The sequence below is a fragment of the Polynucleobacter meluiroseus genome (assembly GCF_900205755.1).
GTDB classification, from domain to species: domain Bacteria; phylum Pseudomonadota; class Gammaproteobacteria; order Burkholderiales; family Burkholderiaceae; genus Polynucleobacter; species Polynucleobacter meluiroseus.
Genome location: NZ_OANS01000004.1, coordinates 261,095 through 286,216, shown reverse-complemented (window position 1 = coordinate 286,216; position 25,122 = coordinate 261,095). Strand labels below are relative to the sequence as shown.

The following is a 25,122-nucleotide window of genomic DNA, read 5'->3' as shown; positions in this document are numbered from 1 at the left end:
TGAGTCGATGAATTTCTCCGCACCTTTCATCCATCGACCTATTGCCACTACCCTCATGATGTTGGCCATCATGTTGGCGGGAACGGCCGCCTTCCAGTTATTGCCTGTTTCGCCCTTACCGCAAGTCGACTTCCCCACTATCTCGGTTTCAGCCAATCTACCTGGTGCAAGCCCGGAAACCATGGCAGCAACGGTAGCAACTCCTTTAGAGAGATCCTTGGGACGCATCGCAGGCGTTTCAGAAATGACCTCTTCGAGCTCATTAGGGTCTACTCGCATCACCTTGCAATTTGATCTCAATCGCAATATTGATGGCGCCGCCAATGATGTGCAAGCAGCGATTAATGCGGCACGCAGTTTGCTACCAACAGGCTTACCAAGTAATCCAACTTACCGCAAAGTCAATCCTGCCGATGCGCCCATCATGATTGTGAGTTTGACATCTGAAACGATGCCGAGAGCGCAGCTATACGATGCCGCTTCAACAATTTTGGCGCAAAAGATTGCCCAGTCCAAAGGGGTTGGCCAGGTCTCCGTAGGGGGTAGCTCATTACCAGCTGTACGAGTAGAAATTAATCCCACCATCATGTCCGCTTTAGGTATTGGTTTTGAGGATGTGCGTAGTGCAATTGTGGCATCTAATACAGTAAGACCTAAAGGGCAGATCGAGAGTGGCGATCGCTCTTGGCAAATCACGGCGAACGATACTTCATCAACGGCGCAAGACTACATACCACTGATTATTGGCTTCCATAAGGGCGCTCCCGTTCGGATTGGTGACGTTGCCCAAGTCGTAGACTCCGTTGAGGATTTGCGCACAGGTGGTTTGGCTAATGGTAAGCCGGCGATATTGCTCGTGATATGGCGTCAACCAGGCGCCAATATCATCGAAACAGTTGATGGCGTAAAAGCCTTGCTCCCTCAATTACAGGCTTCTATTCCTGCGGCAATCCACATGGAAGTGCCGCTAGATAGAACACCTACTATTCGTGCCTCGCTGAAAGAAGTCGAGCGCACTCTCATGATTTCAGTGTTGCTGGTGGTGATGGTGGTCTTTATCTTCTTGGGCAATGCCCGCGCCACGATTATTCCCAGCATTGCCGTGCCTGTTTCGCTCGTGGGTACTTTTGCGGCAATGTACTTATGTGGGTTCTCCCTAAACAATCTTTCGCTCATGGCCCTGACGATTGCCACCGGTTTTGTAGTGGACGATGCGATTGTGGTGTTGGAGGTGATCACGCGCCGTATTGAGAATGGTGAATCACCACTAAGCGCCGCCCTGAACGGCTCACGAGAAATTGGTTTCACAGTACTCTCCATTACCGTTTCTTTGGTTGCAGTATTTATTCCCATCCTGTTAATGGGCGGTATTGTCGGCAGACTCTTCCGAGAACTTGCCATTACCTTATCTGTCGCTATTACCATCTCACTGCTGATCTCCTTAACCGCTACGCCGATGCTCTGCGCACGCTTGTTAAAGCCTCATATACCGACCGTGCCAACCGGCTTGATGCTCAAAATTGACACCTTCTTCAAGAAAGTTAACCAACGCTACGCGACATCTTTAGAGTACGCCTTATCGCACCGACGACTGACGATGCTTATTTTATTTGCCGTGATCGGTCTCAATGTGTATTTATATATCGCCATTCCTAAGGGCTTCTTTCCCCAGCAAGATACGGGTCGCGTGGTTGGCAGCATTCAGGCAGACCAAGCCATCTCCTTTCAGGCGATGCAACAAAAGATGGCGCAGTTTATGAACATCGTGATGCAAGACCCTGCAGTCGATAAGGTGGTGAGTTTTAATGGCGGCGGCCAAACCAATACAGGCAGTTTATTTATGTCCCTGAAACCCCTGAGCGAACGCAAAGTCAATGTTGATGAAGTCATCAGCAGAATGCGGCGCAAACTTAGCGCTGTGGCGGGAGCCAGCCTCTACTTGCAAGCCGTTCAAGATATTCGGATGGGCGGCAGACCGAGCAACGCACTTTATCAATTTACCCTGCTGGGCGATAACTTAGAAGACCTCAGATTATGGGGTCCTAAAATCCGATTTGCGATGATGGATTTACCTGAAATCGTGGATGTGAATACCGATGCACAAGATAAAGGAATTCAAACCACCTTAACCATCAATCACGATGATGCGGCCAAGTTAGGTCTCACGACCAACTTGATTGACACGACCCTGAATGATGCCTTTGGCCAACGTCAGGTGTCGACTATTTTTAATCCACTCAATCAGTACCACGTGGTGATGGAGGTCGCACCTCAGTATTGGCAGAACCCAGCCACCTTAAAGGACATTTATATCAGCACCGGAGCGCCGCGGCCAAACTCGTATTCGGTGGGCGCAGCGCGCTCAATTACCGCAGCCACAACCCCCATCAGTGCGATTCGCGTGCCAGGAAGTAAAGTCACCCCAGCTCAGGTACCCCTGTCTGCAGTTGCCACCTATAAGACAACCAATACGCCTTTAGTGGTGAACCACCAGAGCCAATTTACCGCCACGACGATCTCGTTTAACCTTGCGCCTAATGTATCCCTGGGTCAAGCCTCAGAAGCTATTCTTGCGACCATGGATAAGCTCAATGTTCCCAATTCTGTGCGAGGCAACTTTCAGGGGACTGCCAAGGCCTTTAAGGACTCCCTCTCAAGTCAGCCTTGGCTGATTTTGGCGGCGTTCATCACGGTCTATATCGTCTTAGGAATTTTGTATGAAAGTCTCATTCACCCTATTACGATTCTTTCCACCTTGCCATCAGCAGGTGTAGGGGCGCTCTTAGCCTTAATGCTCTGCGATACCGAATTTAGCATCATCGCTTTAATCGGCGTCATTCTACTCATCGGTATCGTGAAAAAGAATGCCATCATGATGATTGACTACGCCATTCATGCGCAGCGTACGGATGGTTTGTCTGCACACGATGCCATTTATAAGGCCTGCTTATTGCGGTTTCGCCCGATTACAATGACAACCATGGCAGCAATTTTGGGTGCCATTCCCTTGGCAATAGGTTCTGGAGATGGCGCTGAATTTCGTCGCCCCTTGGGCATATCCATTGTGGGGGGCTTAATTGTGAGTCAACTGTTAACGCTGTACACCACGCCAGTGGTATATCTCTACATGGAACGCTTACGCCAATGGCGGTGGGGTGGCAATAAATGAGTAAGATTGGTGGCATGAAGTCACGGCAACTCAAATCTATTTTCAGCGGCACCGCCCTAATAGCGTTGCTAACTGGGTGCATGGTCGGGCCCGATTACACCAAACCTGACAGCCCTGTTGCTCCCACATACAAAGAGCTCGGTGAGAATGCGTCTGGTGATGGCTGGAAACTTGCCGAACCGAACGAAGCTGGGATGGATACCCAATGGTGGAAGATATATCGCGATCCCGTGCTTGATGAGCTTATGGCCAATATCGCCATTAGCAATCAAAATGTCATTGCAACTGAAGCGCAATATCGCCAAGCCACTGCATTATTGACCCAAGCACGAGCAGGTCTTTTTCCGACCTTAACGGGCAATGCGGGAGGCACACGCGGTACTGCAAGCAATAACAACGGCAGCACTAACTCAGTAATTCAAAGTTCTAATGCCAATATTGGCGCTAGTTGGATTCCGGATATTTGGGGTCAAGTACGGCGCAATGTTGAAGCGGGTGGCGCCAATGCTCAGGCGAGTGCCGCGCAAATCGCTGCCATTACCCTCTCGACCCAAGCTACCTTAGCGCAAACCTACTTTGCCTTGCGGATTGCCGATATGCAAACGCAAATGTATGCGTACACGATTGACGCTTATCAAAAATCACTGACGATTAGCCAGAATCAATATGACGCGGGAATCGTCACACAGCTTGATGTCGCGCAAGCGCAAACTTTATTGGAATCCACCAAAGCACTTGCGATCGATCTGCAGTTAAGTCGTGCGCAACTCGAGCACGCGCTCGCTGTACTGGTTGGTCAAACACCCTCCTCTTTTTCTTTACCAGCGCAAGTCAATGCGATCGACCCCCAAACTGGTTTAATAGTTAGCCCTGTGACCAAGTTGGTTGCCTCACTGCCGGATGTCCCCATTGGCATTCCTTCGCAACTGTTAGAGCGTAGACCGGATATCGCTGCTGCTGAGCGTCAAATGGCTGCTGCGAATGCCAGGATTGGTGTTGCAACAGCGGCCTTCTTTCCAACGCTCACTATTTCTGGCGCGGGTGGCTTTCAAGGGGTTGAGCTTCCCAATCTCATTAGTATGCCGCTGAGGTATTGGTCTTGGGGACCTGCCCTATCGCAACCCTTATTTGATGGCGGTTTACGCGTTGGCGCCCTGCGTCAAGCCGATGCCGCATATGACCAAAATGTGGCCCTCTATCGCCAAACCGTGCTGAGCGCCTTTCAGAATGTGGAAGACAATTTAGTTGCCTTACGCCTGCTTCAAAGCGAAAGTAAGGCACAAGCCAGCGCCGTGAAATATGCCCAAACTGCGGTGCGCATCAGCTTGAACCAATATAAGTCAGGAATTGTGACTTATCTCAATGTCTCAACTGCCCAGGCCACTGAGTTATCTAATGAGCGCACGCTCATGTCCCTACTAAATCGGCAGATCGCCGCTCATGTGGGCCTAATTACCTCTTTGGGCGGAGGCTGGGATGCCAGCTTGCTTGCTAACAAGTAAATAGTAAACTCTACAAATCTTATAAGGAATTAAATATGAAACGCGGCCTCTTTTTAGCTACCCTCCTCTGCGCTGCCATCACTGGACTTACGGCCTGCTCCAACCCAGATAAGCTCGTAAACGAGCAAGAATCGCAGTCGGTATATATGGCTACACGCTCATCCTCAGAGGTAACTGCTGGCTCAAAGAATTTTATTGGACCGCATATCAATTCGATGGGTGATCAAAATACCTATCAAATGTATAGCTTAGAGGGCACTACCAATCAGCAGGGTGCAACTTCGTACCGCTTAGTCATCATGCTCACCTACTTTACCAAATGGCGCTATTACGACGCGGCCAATTTGGAAAATGTTCCCAATAAAACATTTAACGTGATCTCCCGAGAAGCGGGAATCTGCAACGATAGAGGTTGCATCTTTAAAGAACTCATGGCAATTACCTTGACGCCAGAATTCCTGGCAAGTCATGCAAAAACGGGTTTCCAGCTCGAGATTAAATCCCAAGCCGGCAATAGCAACAACATTTATGTACCTGCCCCCTATATTCAAGGCTTTATGGCAGCAGTAAGCGGTAAGCAGATTTAAGGGCGAGAGCCCGCGCTAAAGCAGATCAGTTCAATACCAGCCTCTAAGCTATCCCAAGCCAAAGAGCTTGAGATACAGCGTATCCGAGACTTTGAGGCATCCATTGAGGATGAAGAACGCAACAGAAGAACGGCTCCTATTGCCCCCAAAGACAAGCTATTGAACGCCCCCTTAACAAGGGAAAGGTTTAAAGATCAATAGATATGTTTTTAGGTATGTATAAAAGAAAAAAGCCCTTAAGGGCTTTATCTATATACATCTGTGGCGGAAGAGGTGAGATTCGAACTCACGGAGGACTTTCATCCTCGCCAGTTTTCAAGACTGGTGCATTCAACCGCTCTGCCACTCTTCCAATAGATCCCAAATGAAGATTTGAGCTTTGAAGCCCTAGATTATAGAGAACTTTTGATGGCTTCCTCTAAATACTCAGCAATGGCCAGGCTTGATGTCAGGCCGGGCGACTCAAATCCATAGAGGTTGAACAAGCCTTGTAAGCGATGTTGGCTTGGGCCATCAAATATAAAGTCGCCCGCAGAGGCATTCTCTGGCACGATTTTGGCCCTCACCCCAGAATAGTCTGGCTGCAGTGAGCCCTCTTTTAAGTCAGGCCAATATTGCCGAATGGCTGCATAAAAGGCTTTGCTACGCGCAGGACTGACGGTGTAATCAATTTGCTCCTCTTGCTCAATGTCCAGCCATTCCACATCGGGTCCAAACTTGGCTTGACCTCCCATATCTAGGGTGAGATGAACCCCTAAGCCGCCGGGTTCTGGGATCGGATAAATTAAATGCTGAAAAGGTGATTTACCAACTAGGGAAAAGTAGCTTCCTTTGGCAAAGTAGGCGCGCGGAATACTCGTCTTCGTTAGCCCTGCAATTTTGGCAGAGACTGCCGGGGCACTGAGGCCGGCACAATTAATGAGTAACTGGGTATTGAGTCGCATCTCTTGAGCGCCGCCGACCAGCACTTCAAAGCCGCCTTCAGCCTGGCTACCTATTGGCGTTGCGCTAACTAGGGGTGAGTGATAAGCGACCATGCCGCCGGCATCCTCAAAACCGCCTAATAAGGACAGCATCAAGCCATGGCTATCCACTACCCCAGTAGACTCAGAAAAGAGGGCTGCGTGACATTGCAGCTCTGACTCTAAGGCTTTAGCACGCTCGCCCGAAAGAAGCTTGATTTTTGGTACGCCATTATTTTTAGCTTGGTAGAAAATTGCTTGCAAAGCATCCATCTGCTCAGGGTCATTCGCAACAATCAATTTGCCGTAGGCCTGGGTGGCTACCTGATGGCTACGGCAGTATTCATATAGCAGTTGATTGCCGCGCACACACAATTTAGCCTTTAAAGAATCTTTTGGGTAGTAGATCCCCGCATGAATAACTTCACTATTACGAGCACTGCTAATCGTGCCGAAAGCACCCTCGCGCTCTAACAAAATCGTATTGCGCCCCTGGAGCGCCATCTCGCGGGCTACGGCCAAACCAATCACTCCTGCCCCGACAACAACGCAATCTACCCGCTCCATTTACCCGCCTTACCTGTTTCTATTAGATTTTATGAGCATTAGGCCACCAAAATCCGATCTTTGACACACTTTTGGGGGGTTTGTCATACACATATTGATAGAATCTTTGTATGACCGTGATTCTGAATTCCGCCGCTCCTAAGCAACATAACGAATTTCCTCAAAACACTCAAGTAGCAGTAGATATTGTTCTTGATACCGCCTACCAAGGCATCGATGAAGCCGCTTGGAAAAAACTCTTTGCCAAAGCCCGTAAGGCCAATGTGACAGGTTTTATAGCAGATATGTTTGCTGGGAAACGCCTAAATGCCAGCGAAAATCGTCCTGTACTGCACTCTGCTTTACGCAATCTATCTAAAACCTCAGTGGAAATAGACGGCCAAGATGTAATGCCAGCCATCACTGAGGTATGGCGCCGCATTGAGGCCCTTTGCAATAAGTGGATTGGCATTACTGATGTCATTCATATTGGTATTGGCGGCTCTGATTTTGGCCCCCGTTTAGCCATCGAAGCACTGGCGCATGTGCCCAGTATCGACAGCCGCCTCATGCGCATGCACTTTCTGGCAAATATCGACACAGCAGAATTAGCTCGCATCTTGGCTCGCGCTCAGCCCCACAGCACCAGAGTCATCATTGTTTCTAAGTCATTTACCACCTTAGAAACCACCATGAATGCCAAGGCCGTAGTGAATTGGCTTAAGGAAAATAATTGCTCTAAGGCGCAAATTAGCCGTGCGCTTTTTGCGGTGACTACCAATGTGGCGGCCGCTAAAGAATTTGGGGTTGAAGAAAACAATATCTACCCATTTTGGGATTGGGTTGGTGGCCGTTACTCTGTATGGTCTGCCGTGGGTTTACCCATCGCCCTGCAATATGGCTTCGATACCTTTATGGACTTTTTGGCTGGCGCCCATGCCATGGATCTCCATTTTAAAAATACCGAGCTTGAAAATAACCTCCCAGTATTAATGGCGCTCACCTTGTTGCACCAACAAGAGCAGCATGACATTAAATCATTTGCGGTGATTCCTTATGCGGATGCTCTGGACTGGTTTCCGAGATGGTTGCAGCAACTGGATATGGAAAGTAATGGCAAGGGCGTCAATCGCGACGGACAGCCCGTGAAATTTTCTTCTCCAGTAGTTTTCGGTAGCTCTGGTAGCAATGCCCAGCACTCCTACTTTCAGCTCTTACATCAAGGTCCAGAGGTCATTCCGATTGATTTCATTGCTGTGCGCAAGGCGATGAGTGAGCTACCTGAGGCGCAAGCCCATCATCGCATTCTGCTTTCGAATTGCTTGGCTCAAGCGCAGGCGCTAGCTCATGGGAAAGAAGCTGATAAGCCTAATGATTGCTACCCAGGTAGTCGCCCAAGTAATTTACTGTTATTGCCCGAACTAAATGCTTTCTATTTGGGGGCATTACTTGCACTTTACGAGCATCGCACTACTGTCTTGGGGGTGCTTTGGAACATCAATAGCTTTGACCAGCCTGGAGTTGAATTAGGCAAAGTACTCGCCAAGCCGATAGAAAAAGCCTTAGCTAGTCATGCAAATAATATTGAAGCGAGCACTGAGATTGATGCAGTGACCGCTGCCCGAATTAATTTTTTAAATACGTAAAGCACCTAGACACCTCAATCTATTGAGCGTGTTTTTTAAAAGGATTTGTCATGCAGCTCTCCCCCTCTATTTTTAAAGCTTACGATATCCGCGGCATCATCAATGAAACCCTAGATCCTTCAATCGCCAAGTTCATTGGACAGGCATTTGGTACCGAAATGCGCAATCTTGGAGAAACCGATGTCGTCATTGGTCGTGACGGTCGCTTATCCGGACCCAGCTTGATTGAGGCCCTCACAGAAGGCCTGCTCTCTACTGGCATCAATGTCATTGATTTGGGTATGGTGGCTACCCCCATGGTGTACTTTGCGGCTAACCAAACTGTTAATGGCAAATCACCAAAATCCGGCATCATGATTACTGGTAGTCATAATCCACCAAACTATAACGGCTTCAAAATGGTTTTGGGAACCGCCGCCATTTATGGCGAACAAATCCAAGCCTTACGCAAACGAATTGAAGCTAAGGACTTTGCCACTGGTCAAGGTCAGCGCAGTACGTTCGATATTTTCCCAATGTATTTAGCGCGCATTATCGGCGACGTCAAATTGGCTCGCCCGATGAAGATTGTGGTCGATTGCGGTAATGGCGTTGGCGGCGCCTTTGCAGGCGAATTGTTTAGAGCTTTGGGATGCGAAGTTGAAGAACTCTTTTGTGAAGTCGATGGCAACTTTCCGAACCACCATCCAGATCCAGCCCATTTGGAAAATCTGCAGGACCTCATCCGTAATTTACAGACTACCGATAATGAATTAGGCCTCGCTTTTGATGGCGATGCCGACCGTTTAGGCGTCGTAACTAAAGACGGACAGGTGATTTTTCCGGATCGCCAGATGATGCTCTTTGCTAAAGATGTGCTTGCTCGCAATCCGGGTGGTCAAATTATTTATGACGTCAAGTGCACCCGCAATTTAGCGAAGTTTGTTAAAGAACATGGCGGTGAGTCTCTGATGTGGAAAACCGGTCACTCTTTAGTGAAGGCCAAGCTCAAAGAAACGGGCGCCCCTCTCGCTGGTGAAATGAGTGGTCATATTTTCTTCAAGGACCGTTGGTTTGGATTTGATGATGGCCTCTATACAGGCGCACGTCTATTAGAGATTTTGAGTAAAGAGCAAGATCCTAATGCGACTCTCAACAACTTACCAAATGCCATCTGCACCCCTGAATTGCAAATCGCCTGCGCTGAAGGCGAGCCGTTTGAATTATTGGAGCTGATCAAAGCGAACGCCAAGTTTCCGAGTTCTGAATCGATCAACACCATCGATGGCGTCAGAGTGGAATACGCCGATGGATTTGGTCTGGCCAGACCCTCAAATACCACGCCAGTAGTTGTAATGCGTTTTGAGGCCGATACGGAAGAGGCTATTGCCCGCATACAGGCAGAATTTAAGCTTGCTCTACTCGCAGTCAAGCCAGATGCAAAGTTGCCTTTTTAAATCAGCAGCAATGTATCCGTGGCGTTAAAATGCTTTATGAGCTCAGATACCCTTTTAGCGTTCGACTACCCCCAACAAGACTCTGCAGGTTTAACCTGCACCGCCCAAGCTTGGGCAAAGACGCCGCCGCACCTAGAGGGTACTGACAAAGCTGCGGTGATTGCCCGCATCAAACAATTATTGCTTGAAAAAGACGTTGCTTTGGTCGCGCATTACTATGTCGATGGAGATATCCAAGACTTGGCCTTAGAAACGGGCGGTATGGTAGCCGACTCTTTAGAAATGGCTCGCTTTGGCAAAAGTCACCCTGCCAAAAATTTGATTGTGGCTGGCGTGCGCTTCATGGGTGAGACAGCCAAAATATTAAGTCCTGAAAAACGCGTCTTCATGCCGGATTTGGATGCCACCTGCTCGCTCGATTTAGGTTGCGATGCTAGTGATTTTGCTAAGTTTAGGGCTGCCCATCCTGATCGTGTTGTTGTGGTCTATGCCAATACCAGCGCCGCAGTGAAAGCCCAAGCGGATTGGATGGTCACTAGCTCATGTGCTTTGGCTATCGTCCACCAACTGAACTTAGCAGGTAAAAAAATCCTTTGGGCTCCTGACCGGCATTTAGGTCGGTATATTCAAGAGCAAACGGGTGCAGACATGTTGCTGTGGAACGGTGCTTGCATCGTCCATGATGAATTCAAGGCCGTTGAACTAGATCTCCTCATGGCTCAATATCCTAACGCGATGGTGTTGGTACATCCAGAGTCACCACAAGCTGTGGTCGATTTGGCAGATGTCGTGGGATCAACCTCCGCCATGATTAAAGCCGTGGTCGAAGGTTCAGCTACAGAATACATTGTGGCAACCGACAAAGGTATCTTGCATCGCATGCAGCAGCTAGCGCCTCATAAGAAATTAATTGAAGCCCCTACTGCAGGTAATAGCGCCACATGCAAGAGCTGTGCGCACTGCCCTTGGATGGCCATGAATGGCTTGCAAGGGATCTTAGATTGCCTAGAAAATGCTTCCGGCGAAATCTTTGTTGATGAACCCATCAGAGTAGCGGCACTCTCTTGCATCGAACGCATGCTCGACTTCACCAAAAATCATCCTGACTTACTAGCTAAAGCACAGCATGGCTTTGTGAAGAATATCGGTGCTGCGTAATTTACTGGCCGACCACTAAATCCATGCTTGAGCAAAACGAAATCTTAGAGCAAGCGCGGCAACGCAATATTGACGATGCCCTCGCGGAAGATATTGGCACAGGGGATTGGACCGCCAACTTAGTGCCTAGCAAACCAGTGCGCGCCCAACTCCTTGTTCGCCAATCAGCCGTCCTCTGCGGTATCGCTTGGTTTGAAGAAACGCTCAAAAGATTAGACCCTTCAGCCAAAATTACATGGCACTATGCGGAGGGTGATCTCACGCAGGCCGACACACCAGTGTGTGATATTGAGGCTAATTCACGGGCTTTACTCTCGGCGGAGCGTGCCTGTATTAATTTCTTGCAAACCTTGTCTTGGACTGCCAGCATTACTCGTCAGCATGTCGATGCTATTGCAGGCGTAAGCCCTAATCCACAAGGATGCGCTGTATTGGACACTCGTAAAACCATCCCTGGAATGAGACAGGCCCAAAAGTATGCCGTGCGCGTGGGTGGCGGTCAAAACCAACGTATGGCCTTATGGCACGGCATCCTCATTAAAGAAAATCATATCGCTGCAGCAGGCAGTGTTACTGCAGCCATTAAAGCAGCACAAGGATTAAATTCTGGGGTAACGATTCAGGTGGAAGTAGAAACGCTGGCTCAATTAGAGGAAGCCTTAGCTGCGGGAGCGGTCAGCATCCTGATGGATAATTTCACGATTGCACAAATGCGCGAAGCGGTTGAGATAAATCAAGGTCGCGCGCTCTTAGAAGCCTCTGGCGGAATAGACTTAGAACAAATGCGCGCGATTGCTGCCACTGGGGTCGATCGAATTTCCTTAGGAAAACTAACTAAAGATGTTCATGCAGTGGATTTTTCACTGCGAATAGCCGCCTAATATCCTTACAGAATTACTTTCTCAGCAACACTCTCCGTGTGCGGATTCAAAATTGTTGGCTGAGCAACGGTTCTAGTATCCGGGTAATCTCGGCTGTAATGCAGCCCCCTACTTTCCTTCCGCATTAAAGCGGAGCGGACAATGAGTTCAGCACACTCGAGCAAGTTACGCAATTCAATGAGGTCGCGCGTTACCTTAAAGTTAGCGTAATACTCTTGCACCTCATAGCGCAGGAGTTTGATGCGGTGTAGAGCGCGTTCTAGGCGACGGTTGGTTCTGACGATGCCCACGTAATTCCACATCAAGGATCGGAGTTCATCCCAGTTGTGTGCAATCACCACTTGTTCATCCGCATTCTCGACCTGACTCTCATCCCATAAAGGCAGGTCAGGCATGACAGGGCTAGCTTGCTCAGAAATATCTGCCGCAGCAGCTTTACCAATCACAATACATTCCAGTAAAGAATTACTGGCCAAACGATTGGCGCCATGTAAGCCGGTATATGTAGCCTCACCTACTGCATAAAGTCCAGCTAGGTCTGTGCGGCCCTTCAGATCGGTGACCACACCACCACAGGTGTAATGGGCTGCCGGTACGACTGGAATAGCCTCTTTTGTTATATCAAGCCCCAGACTTAAACAGCGCGCATAAATCATCGGGAAGTGCTCTTTGATGAAGTCCGCACCTAAATGTGTGGCATCCAAGAGCACGTAGTCAAGGCCGTGCTTCTTCATTTCAAAGTCGATTGAGCGAGCCACAATATCGCGAGGCGCTAACTCATTACGTTCATCATGCTGCGGCATGAAACGAGTGCCATCGAGTAACTTGAGTAGGCCACCCTCACCTCGCAAGGCTTCCGTAATCAAGAAGGTGCGATCACTGGGGTGATACAAGCAGGTTGGATGAAACTGAATAAATTCCATGTTTCCGACGCTGCAACCTGCACGCCAAGCCATTGCAATGCCATCGCCAGTAGCCGTATCGGGATTGCTCGTATAACGATAGACCTTACCCACACCACCCGTGGCGAGCACAACCGCTTTGGCTTCAATGGTTTCTACATGGTTATTTTTGATGTCTAAAGCATAAACACCATAACAACGATTTAGTTTACCAATCTGCGCCTTTGCATCAAGGTGTCGATTGGTGATGAGATCAAGCGCAATCCAATGCTCCAACAATTGAATATTTTTATGCTCACGCGCTTTATCTAATAAGACTTCGTGAATGGCTTTACCAGTAGCATCTGCAGCGTGCGCAATGCGACGATGACTGTGCCCACCCTCGCGCGTTAAATGCAAACCCATTGGGCCATCTGCATCCGTCGTAAATGGCACGCCTTGCTCCACTAACCACTTAATCGCATCGGCACTTTCTTCAGCAATGTATCGAGCCGTGTCTTCGATCACCAAGCCTGCGCCCGCATCCAAGGTGTCAGCTACATGAGAGTCAGTGCTGTCGTGCTCCTTATCAACCACCCCTACAATGCCGCCTTGAGCCCACGCCGTTGCGCCTTCACCAAGGGCACGTTTGGCCATGATGATGACGGGTTGCGTTTCGGCTAAATGCAAGGCTACAGTCAGACCAGCAAGGCCTGCACCGATAATCAGGATCGGTAATTCAGTTGAATTTGGAGTTTGAGATGATGTGGGATTTGAGCTAGACATGATTCATTCTAAGGGCAATGTAAAAAACGCACTCCGTTTACCTTTTAATGTCTGTGATGAAATTTTCGTGCGGTGCAATAGCCTCGAGATAAGTCAACCTAAGCCCATCATCTAAAGAATAGCCAAGGAGCAATTGCTGTCCATGACTTTTAAACTTATAGACTATCAAGGAGCTTAAATCACCCTTCTTTTTCTCACCCACTCTCGGCGCATCACATATAAGGATTACAGCCTCATCAACATCCTTAGCAGTTTTGTCATTTAATTTTTTGTATTGTCTGGCAAAACGGCGAGTTTGCAGAATTGAATACGCCATCAATCCTTCTTAGAGCGGGGAATAAAAGGGGTGCTCTCCTCTCTTGGCTCAGCTAGGGAGGCAAGAGATGCTGTGATGAAGGCAATGGGAAGATCGGGGTTGTCTATTGCCGCCCGTCCGACGGTTGCCCAGAATTCAATTTGACCAGCAATAGTCCGATGCTCCGTCTTCGCCTCAGACTTGGCTAATTCATATAAATTGTCGTCAATTCTTACTGGCATACCCATATTGCCCCCTGTTAGACTGATTTTACTACAAAAGTAGTAAGGCGTACTTCGGGGACATTACAATAAAATAGCCACCCGCAGGTGGCTATTTTATAGAGGAAGATCACCTCAGGATGTAGCCACCACTTCCTGTCTTTCAGGGTCATTAGTACCGTAACCCATGACAACAGCTGCAGTGCCCCCTTTAATCAACTTCACGGCGCAATACTTGAACTCCGGAATCTTACCGAACGGATCAAGAGCAGCATTGGTAATTAAGTTGGCGGCTGCCTCATAGTAAGCAAACGGAATAAAGATCACACCATGCGGCGTACCATCATCCCTACGGACGTGTATTCCTACTTCGCCACGACGAGACTGCACAGTAATGACATCACCGGCTGATACTCCCAAGGCCGTCATGTCCTCACCATTCATCGATACCGTTGCCATTGGCTCAATCGCATCTAAAACAGTCGCACGGCGCGTCATACTGCCTGTATGCCAATGCTCTAACTGACGACCCGTAATCAATACAAATGGGAACTCAGCATCTGGTCTTTCATCGGCGTAAATAATGTCCGCTGGGACCAATTTGACTCGGCCATCTTTAGTCGCAAAGTGGTCATCGAACACAATTGGGCGTCCTGGATCTTCTGCAGAAAGGCAAGGATAGGTAACGCTTGATTCCCTCTCCAAACGATCCCAAGTAATACCCTCAATTGCCGCATGCATTGCTTGACGCATTTCATCGTAGACCTCTGCTACACCAGCATCAGGCCCTTGGTAATTCCAGTTCAAGCCCATGCGTTTTGCAATTTGCTGAATGATCCACAAATCCGGCTTAGCATTGCCTGGAGGCTCAATCGCTTTCTTGCCCATCTGAACCATACGGTCGGTATTACTTGCAGTACCGACTTTTTCTGGCCAAGCACTTGCTGGTAAGACCACGTCAGCCAATAAGGCAGTTTCAGTCATGAAGATATCTTGCACAACCAAGAGATCCAAAGAAGCTAAAGCGTGACGTGCATGATTTAAATCGGGGTCACTCATGGCTGGGTTCTCACCCTCGACATACATGCCGCGAATCTTATCCGGATCACTGTCTGGCGCCGTGATCTTATGCATGATCTCAACCACCGTGTAACCCGGCTTGCTATCTAATGGGGTATCCCAGAACTTCTCAAACCAAGCATGCGCTTCTGGGTTATCGACGCGCTGATAGTTAGGGAACATCATTGGGATCAAGCCTGCATCACTCGCACCCTGCACGTTGTTCTGACCGCGCAAAGGATGCAAACCAGAGCCTGGCTTACCAATTTGACCGGTGATACTGACTAAGGCAATCAAGCAACGCGCATTATCAGTGCCGTGTACGTGCTGACTAATACCCATGCCCCACAAAATCATCGCTGACTTCGTAGTGGCAAATTCACGGGCAACCTCGCGCAAGGTTTCTGCGGAAATACCGCAGATAGGCGCCATGATTTCTGGGCTATAGCCTTTGATATTTTCTTTGAGGGCTTCAAAGTTATTGGCGCGATTATTAATAAAGTTTTGATCAACCAAACCTTCTTCAATAATCGTAAAGATCAATGCATTGAGCATGGCCACATCGGTATCGGGCTTGAACTGCATCGTACGCCAAGCATGCTTGCTAATCTCTGTTTTACGCGGATCGCACAACACAATCTTGGTGCCGCGCTTAGCAGCATTCTTAAACCAAGTGGCCGCTACAGGATGGTTTGCACTTGGGTTCGAGCCAATCAAAATGATCATGCTGGAATGCTCGACATCATTAACCTGGTTACTTACCGCACCAGATCCAACACCTTCTAGCAATGCAGCAACTGAAGAGGCATGACAAAGCCGGGTGCAATGGTCCACGTTATTGCTACCGAAACCAGTACGCACCAGTTTTTGGAACAAGTACGCTTCTTCATTACTTCCTTTAGCAGAGCCAAAGCCTGCCAACACCTTATTACCGTATTGATCTTTGAGCTTCTTAAAGCCACCACCCGCTGCTTCTAATGCTTCTTCCCAAGTCGCTTCACGGAAAATATCTGACCAGTCTTGTGGATTTTGCGCGGCGTTTTCATGCTTAGGTACGCCTGCTTTACGAATGAGTGGTTGGGTTAAGCGCTGTGGGCTATGGATATAGTCCATACCGAAGCGACCTTTAACGCATAAACGATTGTGGTTGGCAGGTCCATCACGACCTTCAACGCTAACAATCTTTTCGTCTTTGACGTTGTAGGTGATTTGACAACCAACACCACAGAATGGGCAAACTGAATCCACTTTGCGGTCGACAATTTGTGAACCAATTAAGCCTTTTGGCATCAGCGCGCCAGTTGGGCAGGCTTGCACACACTCGCCACAACCAACGCAGGTGCTATCCCCCATTGGGTCATTTAAGTCGAAAACGATTTCACTATGTGCGCCACGCATTGCATAGCCGATCACATCATTGACTTGCTCTTCACGACATGCGCGCACGCAACGATTACATTGAATACAGGCATCTAAATTCACAGCCATCGCTGGATGTGAAATATCGCTTTGCACTTTAGCGCGGCGAATTGCCTTCAGCTCAGGACGTACTGTGACGTCCATGCGAGCCGCCCAGGTGCTGAGTTCACCATGTTGGTTTTTTTCTTCTTCAGCCGGCGTGTCTCCTACCCACTTAAAACCCTCGTCTGGCATATCGGATAACAACATTTCCAAAACGAGTTTTTGACTCTTAACAGCACGCTCACTATTGGCTTGAACTTCCATGCCAGCCGTTGCACTGCGGCAGCAACTAGGCGCCAAAGTGCGCTCGCCATTAATTTCGACAACGCATGCGCGGCAATTGCCGTCAGCACGGTAACCATCTTTAAAGCAAAGATGGGGGATATCGATTCCATGGCGCTTAGCTGCCTTAAGAATGGTTTCACCAGAGTAGGCCACAATGGTCTGGCCATCAAGCTTGAACTCTACAGTTTGTAGTTCGAGGTCTTTAGGATTGGTTGGTGCGTTCATAGGGACTCTTAGGCAACTTCTTGTGGAAAATATTTCTGAATACAACGAATCGGGTTAGGGGCAGCTTGCCCTAGACCACAAATAGAAGCGTCCACCATGACAGTGGCTAGATCTTCCAATGTAGTTTGATCCCAAGAGGTATCTTGCATTAACTGCGCAGCTTTGCTGGTACCAACACGACATGGAGTGCATTGACCGCAGCTCTCGTGCTCAAAGAAGCGCATCACGTTCAATGCCATATCGCGTGCTTTATCTTGATCGCTAAACACCATCACAGCTGCTGATCCAATAAAACAACCGTAGGGTTGCAAGGTATCAAAGTCGAGCGGAATGTCATTCATGGTGGCGGGCAAAATACCGCCGGAAGCGCCACCAGGCAGATAGCCGTAAAACTGGTGACCAGCTTGCATACCACCGCAGTAGTTATCAATTAGTTCTTGGATGGTAATGCCGGCAGGAGCCAGTTTCACACCTGGTTGATTGACGCGACCGCTCACGCTAAAACTACGCAATCCTTTACGCCCGTTTAAACCAAAGGAGCTAAACCAGTCAGGCCCACGCTGCACAATATCGCGCACCCAGTAGAGGGTTTCAAAGTTATGTTCGAGGGTTGGGCGACCAAATAAGCCAACTTGAGCGATATAAGGGGGACGCATACGTGGCTCGCCACGCTTACCTTCGATGCTCTCGATCATGGCGGATTCTTCTCCGCAAATATAAGCACCTGCGCCACGACGCAACTCAATCAATGGCAAGGGATAAGGAGGGTTGGCTCTTAGCTTGGTAAGCTCTAACTCAAGCAATTCACGGCAGCCATGATACTCATCGCGCAAGTAAATATAGCAAGCATCAATCCCAACCACGCTAGCGGCAATCAGCATGCCTTCTAAGAAACGATGTGGATCACGCTCTAAGTAAGTGCGGTCTTTAAAAGTCCCTGGCTCACCTTCGTCAATATTGACGGCCATCAGCTTAGGCGCGATTTGGTCTTTCACAATACGCCACTTACGACCCGCCGGGAAACCCGCACCGCCAAGACCGCGCAGGCCGGAATTTTCCATCGCCTTAATAATGCTCTCAACACTGTGTTTACCAGAATGAATTTCTTTGGCTAATGAATAACCGCCTAGAGCCTTGTAAGACTCATAGCCCACGTAATCTGGAGAAACTACTTGGTTAGGACCCTGCTGAGAAATACCCTGCTCTGCAAAATCCCCAGGATGAAAATTCGCATCATCTCTAGCAGGAGGTTGAATAGTCATGCCATTCTTTACAGCCGCTTCCACTTTATCGACAGTGGCAAATAAGACTGGGTATTGATGAACTACAACTGCTGGGGCTTGCTCACAACGGCCAATACAAGGGGCCGCAATCACTTTAACTTGATCGTTACCCAATATGTCAGGCAACTTGCTGAGTAAATTCTGTGCACCAGCCAATTCGCAAGCGATACCATCGCACACCCGAATCGTAATATCCGCTACTGGATCATTCCCGCGCACGACTTCAAAATGGTGATAAAAAGTGGCAACCTCATACACTTCAGCCATGGGTATGTTCATCTCTTTGGCTAAGGCCACAAGATGACGATCGTGCAAGGCACGGTATTCATCGTTCAGTTGATGCAAGTTCTCAATCAGTAGGTCACGGCGGTGAGGCGCAGGTCCAATAAGAAGGCGGACTTCTTCAAGTGACTGGTCATCAGCTTGGCGACCTTTTAATTTGCTCTTACGACGAATCGTCTCCCGCAAATCATCTGCGGTGGCGACGGCAACCGCGACAACTTCTTTTGAAGGTTTAGGATGATTCATATTCGATAGTCTCTAATGTTTAAACGCAATCGTTTTTGTCAACCGGGACCCGAAAAAACTGGATCCTTAGAAGGCGTTATGCCTATACAAATAATCCCGGTTAGCATATTTTGATTACAAAATTACTAAAATAACTGCACATTTTGCTGTATTTATACCCCAAATTCATTGATCCTGCTCAACCAGAAGCTAATTTGAGGGTTTTACCTGACAAGGTTCACAGCAATGAGGGTGCTGGCTGATCACCTGGTGGCATGGAGTAGTCGAGCTTGCGCTCATACAGCCGTGCTTTGTAGCAGTCTTGGTAGCCCTTAGACCCAAGCTGCCAACCGATGGACGTGCAATCGTCTTGCGCCGCAGACTCGATAGAGCCACAAGCAGTCAGACCCATAGCCGCGAAGAGTATGGGTAAAAAAAGTGTCAATAATTTAGTTAATTTCATGCGGCAAGTTTACTGGATTTTGAACTCCCATTCGAGGGATTCATCTACTTGTGTATCCACTAGTTTTTCGAACACAATTTAAACAAGTTAAACCCATCATCACTACATAGGATGTTGCCATGCAACGATTCATCAAGCTTTGCACCGCCCTTGCCTTCAGTTCAGCCTTTACGTTGAGCGGCAATTCCGCCCTAGCCCAAAAATCTGATGGATTTATCGATCTCATGAATGGCGGTAGCCTGAGCGGCTGGAATGTGATTGGTAATGCCAACTGGATCATCAGCAAGGACATGATTGAGAGCAATAAACCTTCTGGCTACCTGGTGAGCACTCAAAGTTATCGCAACCTAGTCATTCGCGCCGAATTTTGGGTGGAATCCACTAGCAATAGCGGCATCTTCATTCGCTGCCAGAACCCACAAAAACTCTCACAACAAAGTTGTTATGAGATCAATATTTGGGATACCCGCCCTGAACAGGCCTATGCCACTGGGGCAATTGTCGATGTGGCGAAAGTCGATCCCGTACCGCTAGCAGGCGGGCGCTGGAATACGATGGAAATTATCGCCAATGGGCCTCACTTTAAGGTCACCCTCAATGGCGTGGTGACAGTGGCCGATGGTCAAGACAGTAAATACAGTGAAGGTCCCATCGGCATTCAGTCGGCAGCGGGTATCGTTAAATTTCGCAAGTTGGAAATTAAACCCCTCTAACTAAAACAACTTAGGCCGGAGGAAAACCTGCCTTCTGCGCCCACATATTAGTGAATGTATGAATCACGGGCTTCTCATAGACGCCCGCCTTGGTAAAGGGCTCATCCTTCAACCAAGCCTCTACTGCCGCCCGATCCGGAAAATCAATCGCAAGCAAGCTACCTACTACGGTTTTGCCGTCATCTGACATGAGCGGTCCAGCAAAAGCCATCTGCTCAGACTTGGTAGCAAGGTAAGCGCGATGCTCTGGGCGAACCTGTACGCGTAAGTCAGCGGTACCAGGGCAATCCATTAATAGAATGGCAAATATCATGATGTCTTCCGTTATTTTATTTAGAACGCTCATCTGAATATTGCATGACCCAGAAAAGAAAAAACCACCAGATGGTGGTTTTAGAACAGCATGGCGGAAGGGGCGGGATTCGAACCCGCGGTAGGCTATTAACCTACGTACGCTTTCCAGGCGTATGACTTAAACCGCTCATCCACCCTTCCGAGAACCGATGATTATACGGTTAAGGACAGGGTGTTGAGGGTTTTTATCTTAAAGCGCCTCTTTGAGTTGCTCCAAAATAGCTGGGTTTTCCAAGGTAGAAGTGTCTTGTGTGATCTCTTCGCCCTTGGCAATCACGCGCAGTAGCCGGCGCATGATCTTGCCTGAACGGGTCTTGGGCAGATTATCTCCAAAGCGCACATCTTTTGGCTTGGCAATCGGACCAATCTCTTTACCAACCCAGTTTCGCAATTCGGTCGCGATCTTTTTGGCTTCTTCACCTGTTGGGCGCCCACCTTTAAGCACAACGAACACGCAGATAGCCTCACCCGTCAATTCATCCGGACGCCCTACTACTGCGGCCTCAGCTACCAAGGGGTTTGCTACCAAGCAAGATTCAATTTCCATCGTGCCCATACGGTGACCTGAGACGTTCAGCACATCATCAATCCGTCCAGTGATCGTGAAATACCCCGTCTCTATATTGCGAATCGCGCCATCACCAGCCAGGTACAAAGTGCCGCCCAACTCTTCTGGAAAATAGGACTTAATAAAACGATCTGGATCATTCCAAATCGTCCGAATCATGGAAGGCCAAGGACGCTTCACCACCAAGATGCCGCCACTACCATTGGGCACGTCGTGACCGGCCTCATCCACAATCGCCGCCATAATCCCTGGCAAAGGCAATGTACATGAACCTGGAACCATTGGAGTGGCACCTGGCAGCGGAGAAATCATGTGCCCACCGGTTTCAGTCTGCCAAAAGGTATCGGCAATCGGGCAACGTGAGCCACCAACATTTTCGTAGTACCACATCCAAGCCTCTGGATTAATCGGCTCACCTACTGAGCCCAACAGGCGCAAGGAAGATAAATCGTAACTCCGTGGATGAATGGCCGCATCGTTGCTACTGGCTTTAATTAAAGAACGAATTGCGGTTGGTGCGGTGTAAAAAATGGACACTTGGTGCTTTTGAATCATTTCCCAAAAACGTCCCGCGTTGGGATAAGTAGGCACACCCTCAAACACGATTTGCGTGCAACCTACTGCTAGTGGGCCATAGGTAATATAAGAGTGACCCGTAATCCAGCCAATGTCGGCCGTGCACCAAAAGACATCACTTGGCTTGATATCAAAGGTCCATTTCATGGTGAGCATGGTCCACAGCAGGTAACCACCAGTGGAATGCTGCACGCCTTTAGGTTTGCCAGTTGAACCAGAGGTATACAGAATAAATAAGGGATGTTCTGCGCTGACCCACTCTGGCTCACAAGTGATTGCCTCATTGGCAACGATCTCGTGCATCCAAACATCTAAACCGGCAGTTAGAGGAATCTTGCCGCCGGTGCGTTGATACACGATGACGTTTTTGACTTTTTCACAGCCGCCAAGGGAGAGTGCTTCATCCACAATCGTTTTGAGTGGCAAGGATTTGCCGCCACGGAACTGCTCATCAGCAGTAATGACTGCCACCGCGCCCACATCCACAATGCGCTCATGTAACGATTTGGCCGAGAAGCCGCCAAACACCACCGAATGAATTGCACCAATACGGGCGCAGGCTTGCATGGCCACAATGCCTTCAATCGACATCGACATATAAATAATGACGCGATCACCTGACTGCAGGCCGCGCTTACGCAAGGCATTAGCCATTTTGCATACGCGACCCAGTAGGTCTTGGTAAGTGACTGTACTAACAGTGCCATCATCGGCTTCAAAAATAATGGCGGTTTTATCGCCTAAGCCTTTTTCAATATTGCGATCTATACAGTTATATGAGGCATTAGTGAGTCCGTCCTCAAACCATTTATAAAAGGGAGCCTTGGACTCATCAAGCACCTTGGTGAAGGGTTTTTTCCAGTAAAGGTTTTCTCTCGCAAGACGCCCCCAGAATCCTTCATAATCTTTCTCAGCTTCTGCGCAAAGTGCGTCGTAGGCATCCATTCCAGAAATCGCCGCCCCTTGAACAAACTCGACTGGCGGGTTAAACACCCGGTTTTCTTGCTTTAATGATTCCATGCAGCACAATCCTCTAGTTAATAATGAACTCTCAAATTCAGCAAAATTTGCTCGGAATACGCGGACGTATCCCAGTAAACCCTAAGATAAGTCAAATCTAGCGAGTTGACTTCTATGGCAAACCCTTAAAATAGCGCAAACATTAGCAAATCAACTAAAAATATGACAAATATCAAACAAAACGACCTTATCCAAAGCGTTGCCGATGCGTTTCAGTTCATCTCCTATTACCACCCAAAAGACTTTATCTCCGCTATGGGCAAGGCTTATGAGCTAGAGCAAGGCGAGGCCGCTAAAGATGCTATCGCGCAAATCTTAACGAATAGCCGTATGTGCGCCGAGGGTCACCGCCCTCTTTGTCAAGATACGGGCATTGCGGTAGTTTTCCTGAAAATTGGCATGAACGTCCAATGGTCCGATGCCACCATGAGTGTCGGTGATATGGTCAACGAGGGTGTACGCCGTGCCTACCTGAATCCTGACAATATGCTCCGCGCCTCAGTGCTGGCGGATCCTGCCGGTAAACGGAAAAACACAGGTGACAACACCCCCGCCGTGATTCATTATGAAATCGTGCCAGGTGATGGAGTCGAAGTCATCTGCGCTGCCAAAGGGGGCGGCTCCGAGAACAAGGCCAAAATGGCGATGCTCAATCCATCAGACTCCATCGTGGATTGGGTTCTCAAAACGGTGCCCACCATGGGTGCTGGCTGGTGCCCTCCCGGAATCTTAGGCATCGGTATTGGCGGTACACCAGAAAAAGCCATGTTGCTAGCCAAAGAGTCTTTAATGGGGCCCGTGGATATTCAAGAGCTGATCGCGCGCGGAGCACATAACCGCGTGGAGGAGCTCCGTCTTGAGATTTTCCAAAAAGTAAACCAACTTGGTATTGGCGCACAAGGTTTAGGCGGATTAACGACGGTGCTCGACGTCAAGATCCTCGACTACCCAACTCATGCAGCCTCACTACCAGTGGCCATGATTCCGAATTGTGCTGCTACGCGTCATGTGCACTTTCACTTGCATGGTGATGGCCCCGCCCATTTAGAAATCCCCTCATTGGCAGATTGGCCCGATGTCACTTGGACCCCAGACACCAAAAAATCTAAGCGCATCAATTTAGATACCCTCACTGCCGAGGAAGTAGCAAGCTGGAAAGAAGGCGAGACCCTACTACTCAATGGCAAGATTTTGACCGGTCGTGATGCGGCGCATAAGCGCATTCAAGACATGCTCGCTAAGGGCGAAGAATTGCCCGTTAGCTTTAAGGATCGCGTGATCTATTACGTTGGTCCAGTTGACCCCGTGCGTGATGAAGCAGTCGGTCCTGCAGGCCCTACCACCTCAACGCGGATGGATAAATTTACCGAAATGATGCTATCGCAAACTGGTTTGATTTCTATGATTGGGAAAGCTGAGCGGGGACCCGTTGCGATTGAGGCAATCAAGAAACACCGCTCTGCGTACCTCATGGCAGTCGGAGGTGCAGCCTATCTAGTATCGAAAGCAATTCAATCGGCCAAGGTTGTTGGCTTTGCCGATTTGGGCATGGAAGCTATTTACGAATTCGACGTGAGGGACATGCCAGTCACTGTAGCCGTGAGTTCCGAAGGAATCTCGATGCATGAAACCGGACCAAAAGAATGGCAAGCCAAGATCGGCAATATTCCGGTCACCATTGCCTGATAAGCTCATCGTATTTAAATCATTTCAGACCTAGTAAGGCAAATTTTTCTTGGCACTCATCGGCGTATTTGATTCAGGCGTAGGCGGCTTGTCCATCTTGGATGAGGCGCTATGCCAACTGCCTGAACATGACTATATTTATTTAGCAGATTCAATCAATGCGCCTTACGGCGAAAAGTCGAGCGAGTGGATCACCGCGCGCAGTTTGGAGCTCTGTCAATATCTTGCCAAACAAGACTGCCAAGTCATTGTGGTGGCTTGCAATACGGCAACGGCCCAAGCGATCGAGCAGATCCGGCACGCATTAAAAGGAATTGCCATTATTGGGGTCGAGCCAGGCATTAAGCCCGCCGCCATGCATTCCCCGAAGGGTATTGTCGGAGTCTTAGCTACCGAAGCTACCCTGAAGAGCGATAAATTCAATGCCTTATTGGATACCCTAACCCCAGAATGCCAATTTATTAAACAAGCGGGTGCAGGCTTAGTACCACTGATTGAGGCCGGCCAAGCTGATAGCGAGGCCGCCTTGGAGTTACTAGCCGAGCATCTAGAGCCGATTTTGAATGCTGGAGCCGACACTCTAGTGCTCGGTTGCACCCACTTCCCTTTTTTGCGTAGATCGATTCGTAAATTACTAGGTGAGCGCATTACCTTGATCGACACCAGTGAAGCAGTTGTACGCCAACTCAAGCGCCAACTTGAATTACAACAGCAAACTATTGAACGCGAGCACCATGGCAAGATCACCTTTTTAAGCAGTAAAGATGAAAGCAGCTTGCTCACACTGGCTAAAGAGCTTATGCATGCAGATCTCCATTTACATAGCATTCAAGCGCGGGCATTTAGCTAAAG

19 protein-coding genes and 2 tRNA genes are annotated in these 25,122 nt (G+C 48.8%); 10 read left to right on the top strand and 11 right to left on the bottom strand.

The window, feature by feature from the left end; genetic code table 11:
- Positions 1-7 precede the first annotated feature (7 nt).
- The 3 genes from CP950_RS08720 to CP950_RS08710 are packed head-to-tail and all read left to right on the top strand — an operon-like array spanning position 8 to position 5,258.
- The gene (locus CP950_RS08720) at positions 8-3,169 is read left to right on the top strand and encodes an efflux RND transporter permease subunit (RefSeq protein WP_096674400.1); all 3,162 of its coding nucleotides are present in this window, start codon (positions 8-10) and stop codon (positions 3,167-3,169) included.
- Positions 3,166-4,671: an efflux transporter outer membrane subunit gene (locus CP950_RS08715; RefSeq protein ID WP_243391966.1), complete on the top strand. Its 1,506-nt coding sequence runs from the start codon at positions 3,166-3,168 to the stop codon at positions 4,669-4,671. The genes CP950_RS08720 and CP950_RS08715 overlap by 4 nt, the downstream gene beginning before the upstream one ends.
- A gap of 35 nt (positions 4,672-4,706) precedes the next feature.
- Positions 4,707-5,258, top strand: coding sequence for a hypothetical protein (locus CP950_RS08710; protein WP_096674398.1), 552 nt, complete (start codon positions 4,707-4,709; stop codon positions 5,256-5,258).
- A 262-nt stretch (positions 5,259-5,520) separates the two neighbouring features.
- Here CP950_RS08710 and CP950_RS08705 read toward each other — a convergent pair.
- Positions 5,521-5,610: transfer RNA gene (locus CP950_RS08705), tRNA-Ser, on the bottom strand.
- Between the two features lie 40 nt (positions 5,611-5,650).
- Positions 5,651-6,787 carry an NAD(P)/FAD-dependent oxidoreductase gene (locus CP950_RS08700; RefSeq protein WP_096674396.1) on the bottom strand — a complete coding sequence of 379 codons (1,137 nt, stop codon included), beginning with the start codon at positions 6,785-6,787 and terminating at the stop codon, positions 5,651-5,653.
- Between the two features lie 110 nt (positions 6,788-6,897).
- On the opposite strand from CP950_RS08700, the gene pgi reads away from it, so the two are divergent.
- Genes pgi through nadC form a run of 4 tightly spaced genes read left to right on the top strand, consistent with a single transcriptional unit; the run spans position 6,898 to position 11,887 of the window.
- Positions 6,898-8,412 carry a glucose-6-phosphate isomerase gene (gene pgi, locus CP950_RS08695; RefSeq protein ID WP_096674394.1) on the top strand — a complete coding sequence of 505 codons (1,515 nt, stop codon included), beginning with the start codon at positions 6,898-6,900 and terminating at the stop codon, positions 8,410-8,412.
- A 50-nt stretch (positions 8,413-8,462) separates the two neighbouring features.
- Positions 8,463-9,848: a phosphomannomutase/phosphoglucomutase gene (locus tag CP950_RS08690; RefSeq protein WP_096674392.1), complete on the top strand. Its 1,386-nt coding sequence runs from the start codon at positions 8,463-8,465 to the stop codon at positions 9,846-9,848.
- Between the two features lie 36 nt (positions 9,849-9,884).
- Positions 9,885-11,006: a quinolinate synthase NadA gene (nadA, locus tag CP950_RS08685; RefSeq protein WP_096674390.1), complete on the top strand. Its 1,122-nt coding sequence runs from the start codon at positions 9,885-9,887 to the stop codon at positions 11,004-11,006.
- Positions 11,007-11,029: 23 nt separating this feature from the next.
- Positions 11,030-11,887 (top strand): carboxylating nicotinate-nucleotide diphosphorylase, encoded by an 858-nt coding sequence (gene nadC / locus CP950_RS08680; protein WP_096674388.1) that lies wholly within the window; start codon positions 11,030-11,032, stop codon positions 11,885-11,887.
- A gap of 5 nt (positions 11,888-11,892) precedes the next feature.
- Here the strand turns inward: nadC and nadB are convergent, their stop codons facing one another.
- The 6 genes from nadB to CP950_RS08650 all read right to left on the bottom strand — a co-directional run bounded on the left by nadB (position 11,893) and on the right by CP950_RS08650 (position 19,353).
- Positions 11,893-13,554, bottom strand: a complete 1,662-nt coding sequence (gene nadB / locus CP950_RS08675) for an L-aspartate oxidase (RefSeq protein WP_096674386.1) — start codon at positions 13,552-13,554, stop codon at positions 11,893-11,895.
- 37 nt (positions 13,555-13,591) lie between these two features.
- Complete coding sequence (locus CP950_RS08670; RefSeq protein ID WP_096674384.1) at positions 13,592-13,870, bottom strand: type II toxin-antitoxin system RelE/ParE family toxin; 279 nt, start codon at positions 13,868-13,870, stop codon at positions 13,592-13,594.
- Positions 13,870-14,097: a ParD-like family protein gene (locus CP950_RS08665; RefSeq protein ID WP_096674382.1), complete on the bottom strand. Its 228-nt coding sequence runs from the start codon at positions 14,095-14,097 to the stop codon at positions 13,870-13,872. Before CP950_RS08665 ends, CP950_RS08670 begins: the two co-directional genes overlap by 1 nt.
- A gap of 108 nt (positions 14,098-14,205) precedes the next feature.
- Positions 14,206-17,100 (bottom strand): formate dehydrogenase subunit alpha, encoded by a 2,895-nt coding sequence (fdhF, locus tag CP950_RS08660; protein WP_096674380.1) that lies wholly within the window; start codon positions 17,098-17,100, stop codon positions 14,206-14,208.
- A gap of 8 nt (positions 17,101-17,108) precedes the next feature.
- Entirely contained in the window at positions 17,109-18,911 is a 1,803-nt protein-coding gene (locus CP950_RS08655; protein ID WP_096674378.1) for an NAD(P)H-dependent oxidoreductase subunit E, read from the bottom strand.
- Between the two features lie 217 nt (positions 18,912-19,128).
- Positions 19,129-19,353 (bottom strand): hypothetical protein, encoded by a 225-nt coding sequence (locus CP950_RS08650; protein WP_096674376.1) that lies wholly within the window; start codon positions 19,351-19,353, stop codon positions 19,129-19,131.
- A 119-nt stretch (positions 19,354-19,472) separates the two neighbouring features.
- On the opposite strand from CP950_RS08650, the gene CP950_RS08645 reads away from it, so the two are divergent.
- Positions 19,473-20,066 (top strand): 3-keto-disaccharide hydrolase, encoded by a 594-nt coding sequence (locus tag CP950_RS08645; protein ID WP_096674374.1) that lies wholly within the window; start codon positions 19,473-19,475, stop codon positions 20,064-20,066.
- 10 nt (positions 20,067-20,076) lie between these two features.
- On the opposite strand, the gene CP950_RS08640 is transcribed toward CP950_RS08645, so the two are convergent.
- The 3 genes from CP950_RS08640 to acs all read right to left on the bottom strand — a co-directional run bounded on the left by CP950_RS08640 (position 20,077) and on the right by acs (position 22,584).
- Positions 20,077-20,412: a YciI family protein gene (locus CP950_RS08640; RefSeq protein ID WP_336437103.1), complete on the bottom strand. Its 336-nt coding sequence runs from the start codon at positions 20,410-20,412 to the stop codon at positions 20,077-20,079.
- 58 nt (positions 20,413-20,470) lie between these two features.
- Positions 20,471-20,561 (bottom strand) — tRNA-Ser (locus tag CP950_RS08635).
- 49 nt (positions 20,562-20,610) lie between these two features.
- Positions 20,611-22,584 carry an acetate--CoA ligase gene (gene acs, locus CP950_RS08630; RefSeq protein ID WP_419185587.1) on the bottom strand — a complete coding sequence of 658 codons (1,974 nt, stop codon included), beginning with the start codon at positions 22,582-22,584 and terminating at the stop codon, positions 20,611-20,613.
- A gap of 162 nt (positions 22,585-22,746) precedes the next feature.
- Between acs and CP950_RS08625 the strand changes: the two genes are divergently transcribed.
- A complete protein-coding gene (locus tag CP950_RS08625) occupies positions 22,747-24,270 on the top strand; it encodes a fumarate hydratase (protein ID WP_096674370.1) in 1,524 nt (507 codons plus the stop codon).
- Between the two features lie 49 nt (positions 24,271-24,319).
- Entirely contained in the window at positions 24,320-25,120 is an 801-nt protein-coding gene (gene murI, locus CP950_RS08620; protein ID WP_096674368.1) for a glutamate racemase, read from the top strand.
- Positions 25,121-25,122: the final 2 nt, after the last annotated feature.

What these genes read in the sequence shown, in the direction of transcription:
- CP950_RS08720 (WP_096674400.1), top strand. Translation starts at nt 8, where the DNA reads ATGAATTTCTCCGCACCTTTCATCCATCGACCTATTGCCACTACCCTC.
- CP950_RS08715 (WP_243391966.1), top strand. Translation starts at nt 3,166, where the DNA reads ATGAGTAAGATTGGTGGCATGAAGTCACGGCAACTCAAATCTATTTTC.
- CP950_RS08710 (WP_096674398.1), top strand. Translation starts at nt 4,707, where the DNA reads ATGAAACGCGGCCTCTTTTTAGCTACCCTCCTCTGCGCTGCCATCACT.
- CP950_RS08700 (WP_096674396.1), bottom strand. Translation starts at nt 6,787, where the DNA reads ATGGAGCGGGTAGATTGCGTTGTTGTCGGGGCAGGAGTGATTGGTTTG.
- pgi (WP_096674394.1), top strand. Translation starts at nt 6,898, where the DNA reads ATGACCGTGATTCTGAATTCCGCCGCTCCTAAGCAACATAACGAATTT.
- CP950_RS08690 (WP_096674392.1), top strand. Translation starts at nt 8,463, where the DNA reads ATGCAGCTCTCCCCCTCTATTTTTAAAGCTTACGATATCCGCGGCATC.
- nadA (WP_096674390.1), top strand. Translation starts at nt 9,885, where the DNA reads ATGAGCTCAGATACCCTTTTAGCGTTCGACTACCCCCAACAAGACTCT.
- nadC (WP_096674388.1), top strand. Translation starts at nt 11,030, where the DNA reads ATGCTTGAGCAAAACGAAATCTTAGAGCAAGCGCGGCAACGCAATATT.
- nadB (WP_096674386.1), bottom strand. Translation starts at nt 13,554, where the DNA reads ATGTCTAGCTCAAATCCCACATCATCTCAAACTCCAAATTCAACTGAA.
- CP950_RS08670 (WP_096674384.1), bottom strand. Translation starts at nt 13,870, where the DNA reads ATGGCGTATTCAATTCTGCAAACTCGCCGTTTTGCCAGACAATACAAA.
- CP950_RS08665 (WP_096674382.1), bottom strand. Translation starts at nt 14,097, where the DNA reads ATGGGTATGCCAGTAAGAATTGACGACAATTTATATGAATTAGCCAAG.
- fdhF (WP_096674380.1), bottom strand. Translation starts at nt 17,100, where the DNA reads ATGAACGCACCAACCAATCCTAAAGACCTCGAACTACAAACTGTAGAG.
- CP950_RS08655 (WP_096674378.1), bottom strand. Translation starts at nt 18,911, where the DNA reads ATGAATCATCCTAAACCTTCAAAAGAAGTTGTCGCGGTTGCCGTCGCC.
- CP950_RS08650 (WP_096674376.1), bottom strand. Translation starts at nt 19,353, where the DNA reads ATGAAATTAACTAAATTATTGACACTTTTTTTACCCATACTCTTCGCG.
- CP950_RS08645 (WP_096674374.1), top strand. Translation starts at nt 19,473, where the DNA reads ATGCAACGATTCATCAAGCTTTGCACCGCCCTTGCCTTCAGTTCAGCC.
- CP950_RS08640 (WP_336437103.1), bottom strand. Translation starts at nt 20,412, where the DNA reads ATGAGCGTTCTAAATAAAATAACGGAAGACATCATGATATTTGCCATT.
- acs (WP_419185587.1), bottom strand. Translation starts at nt 22,584, where the DNA reads ATGGAATCATTAAAGCAAGAAAACCGGGTGTTTAACCCGCCAGTCGAG.
- CP950_RS08625 (WP_096674370.1), top strand. Translation starts at nt 22,747, where the DNA reads ATGACAAATATCAAACAAAACGACCTTATCCAAAGCGTTGCCGATGCG.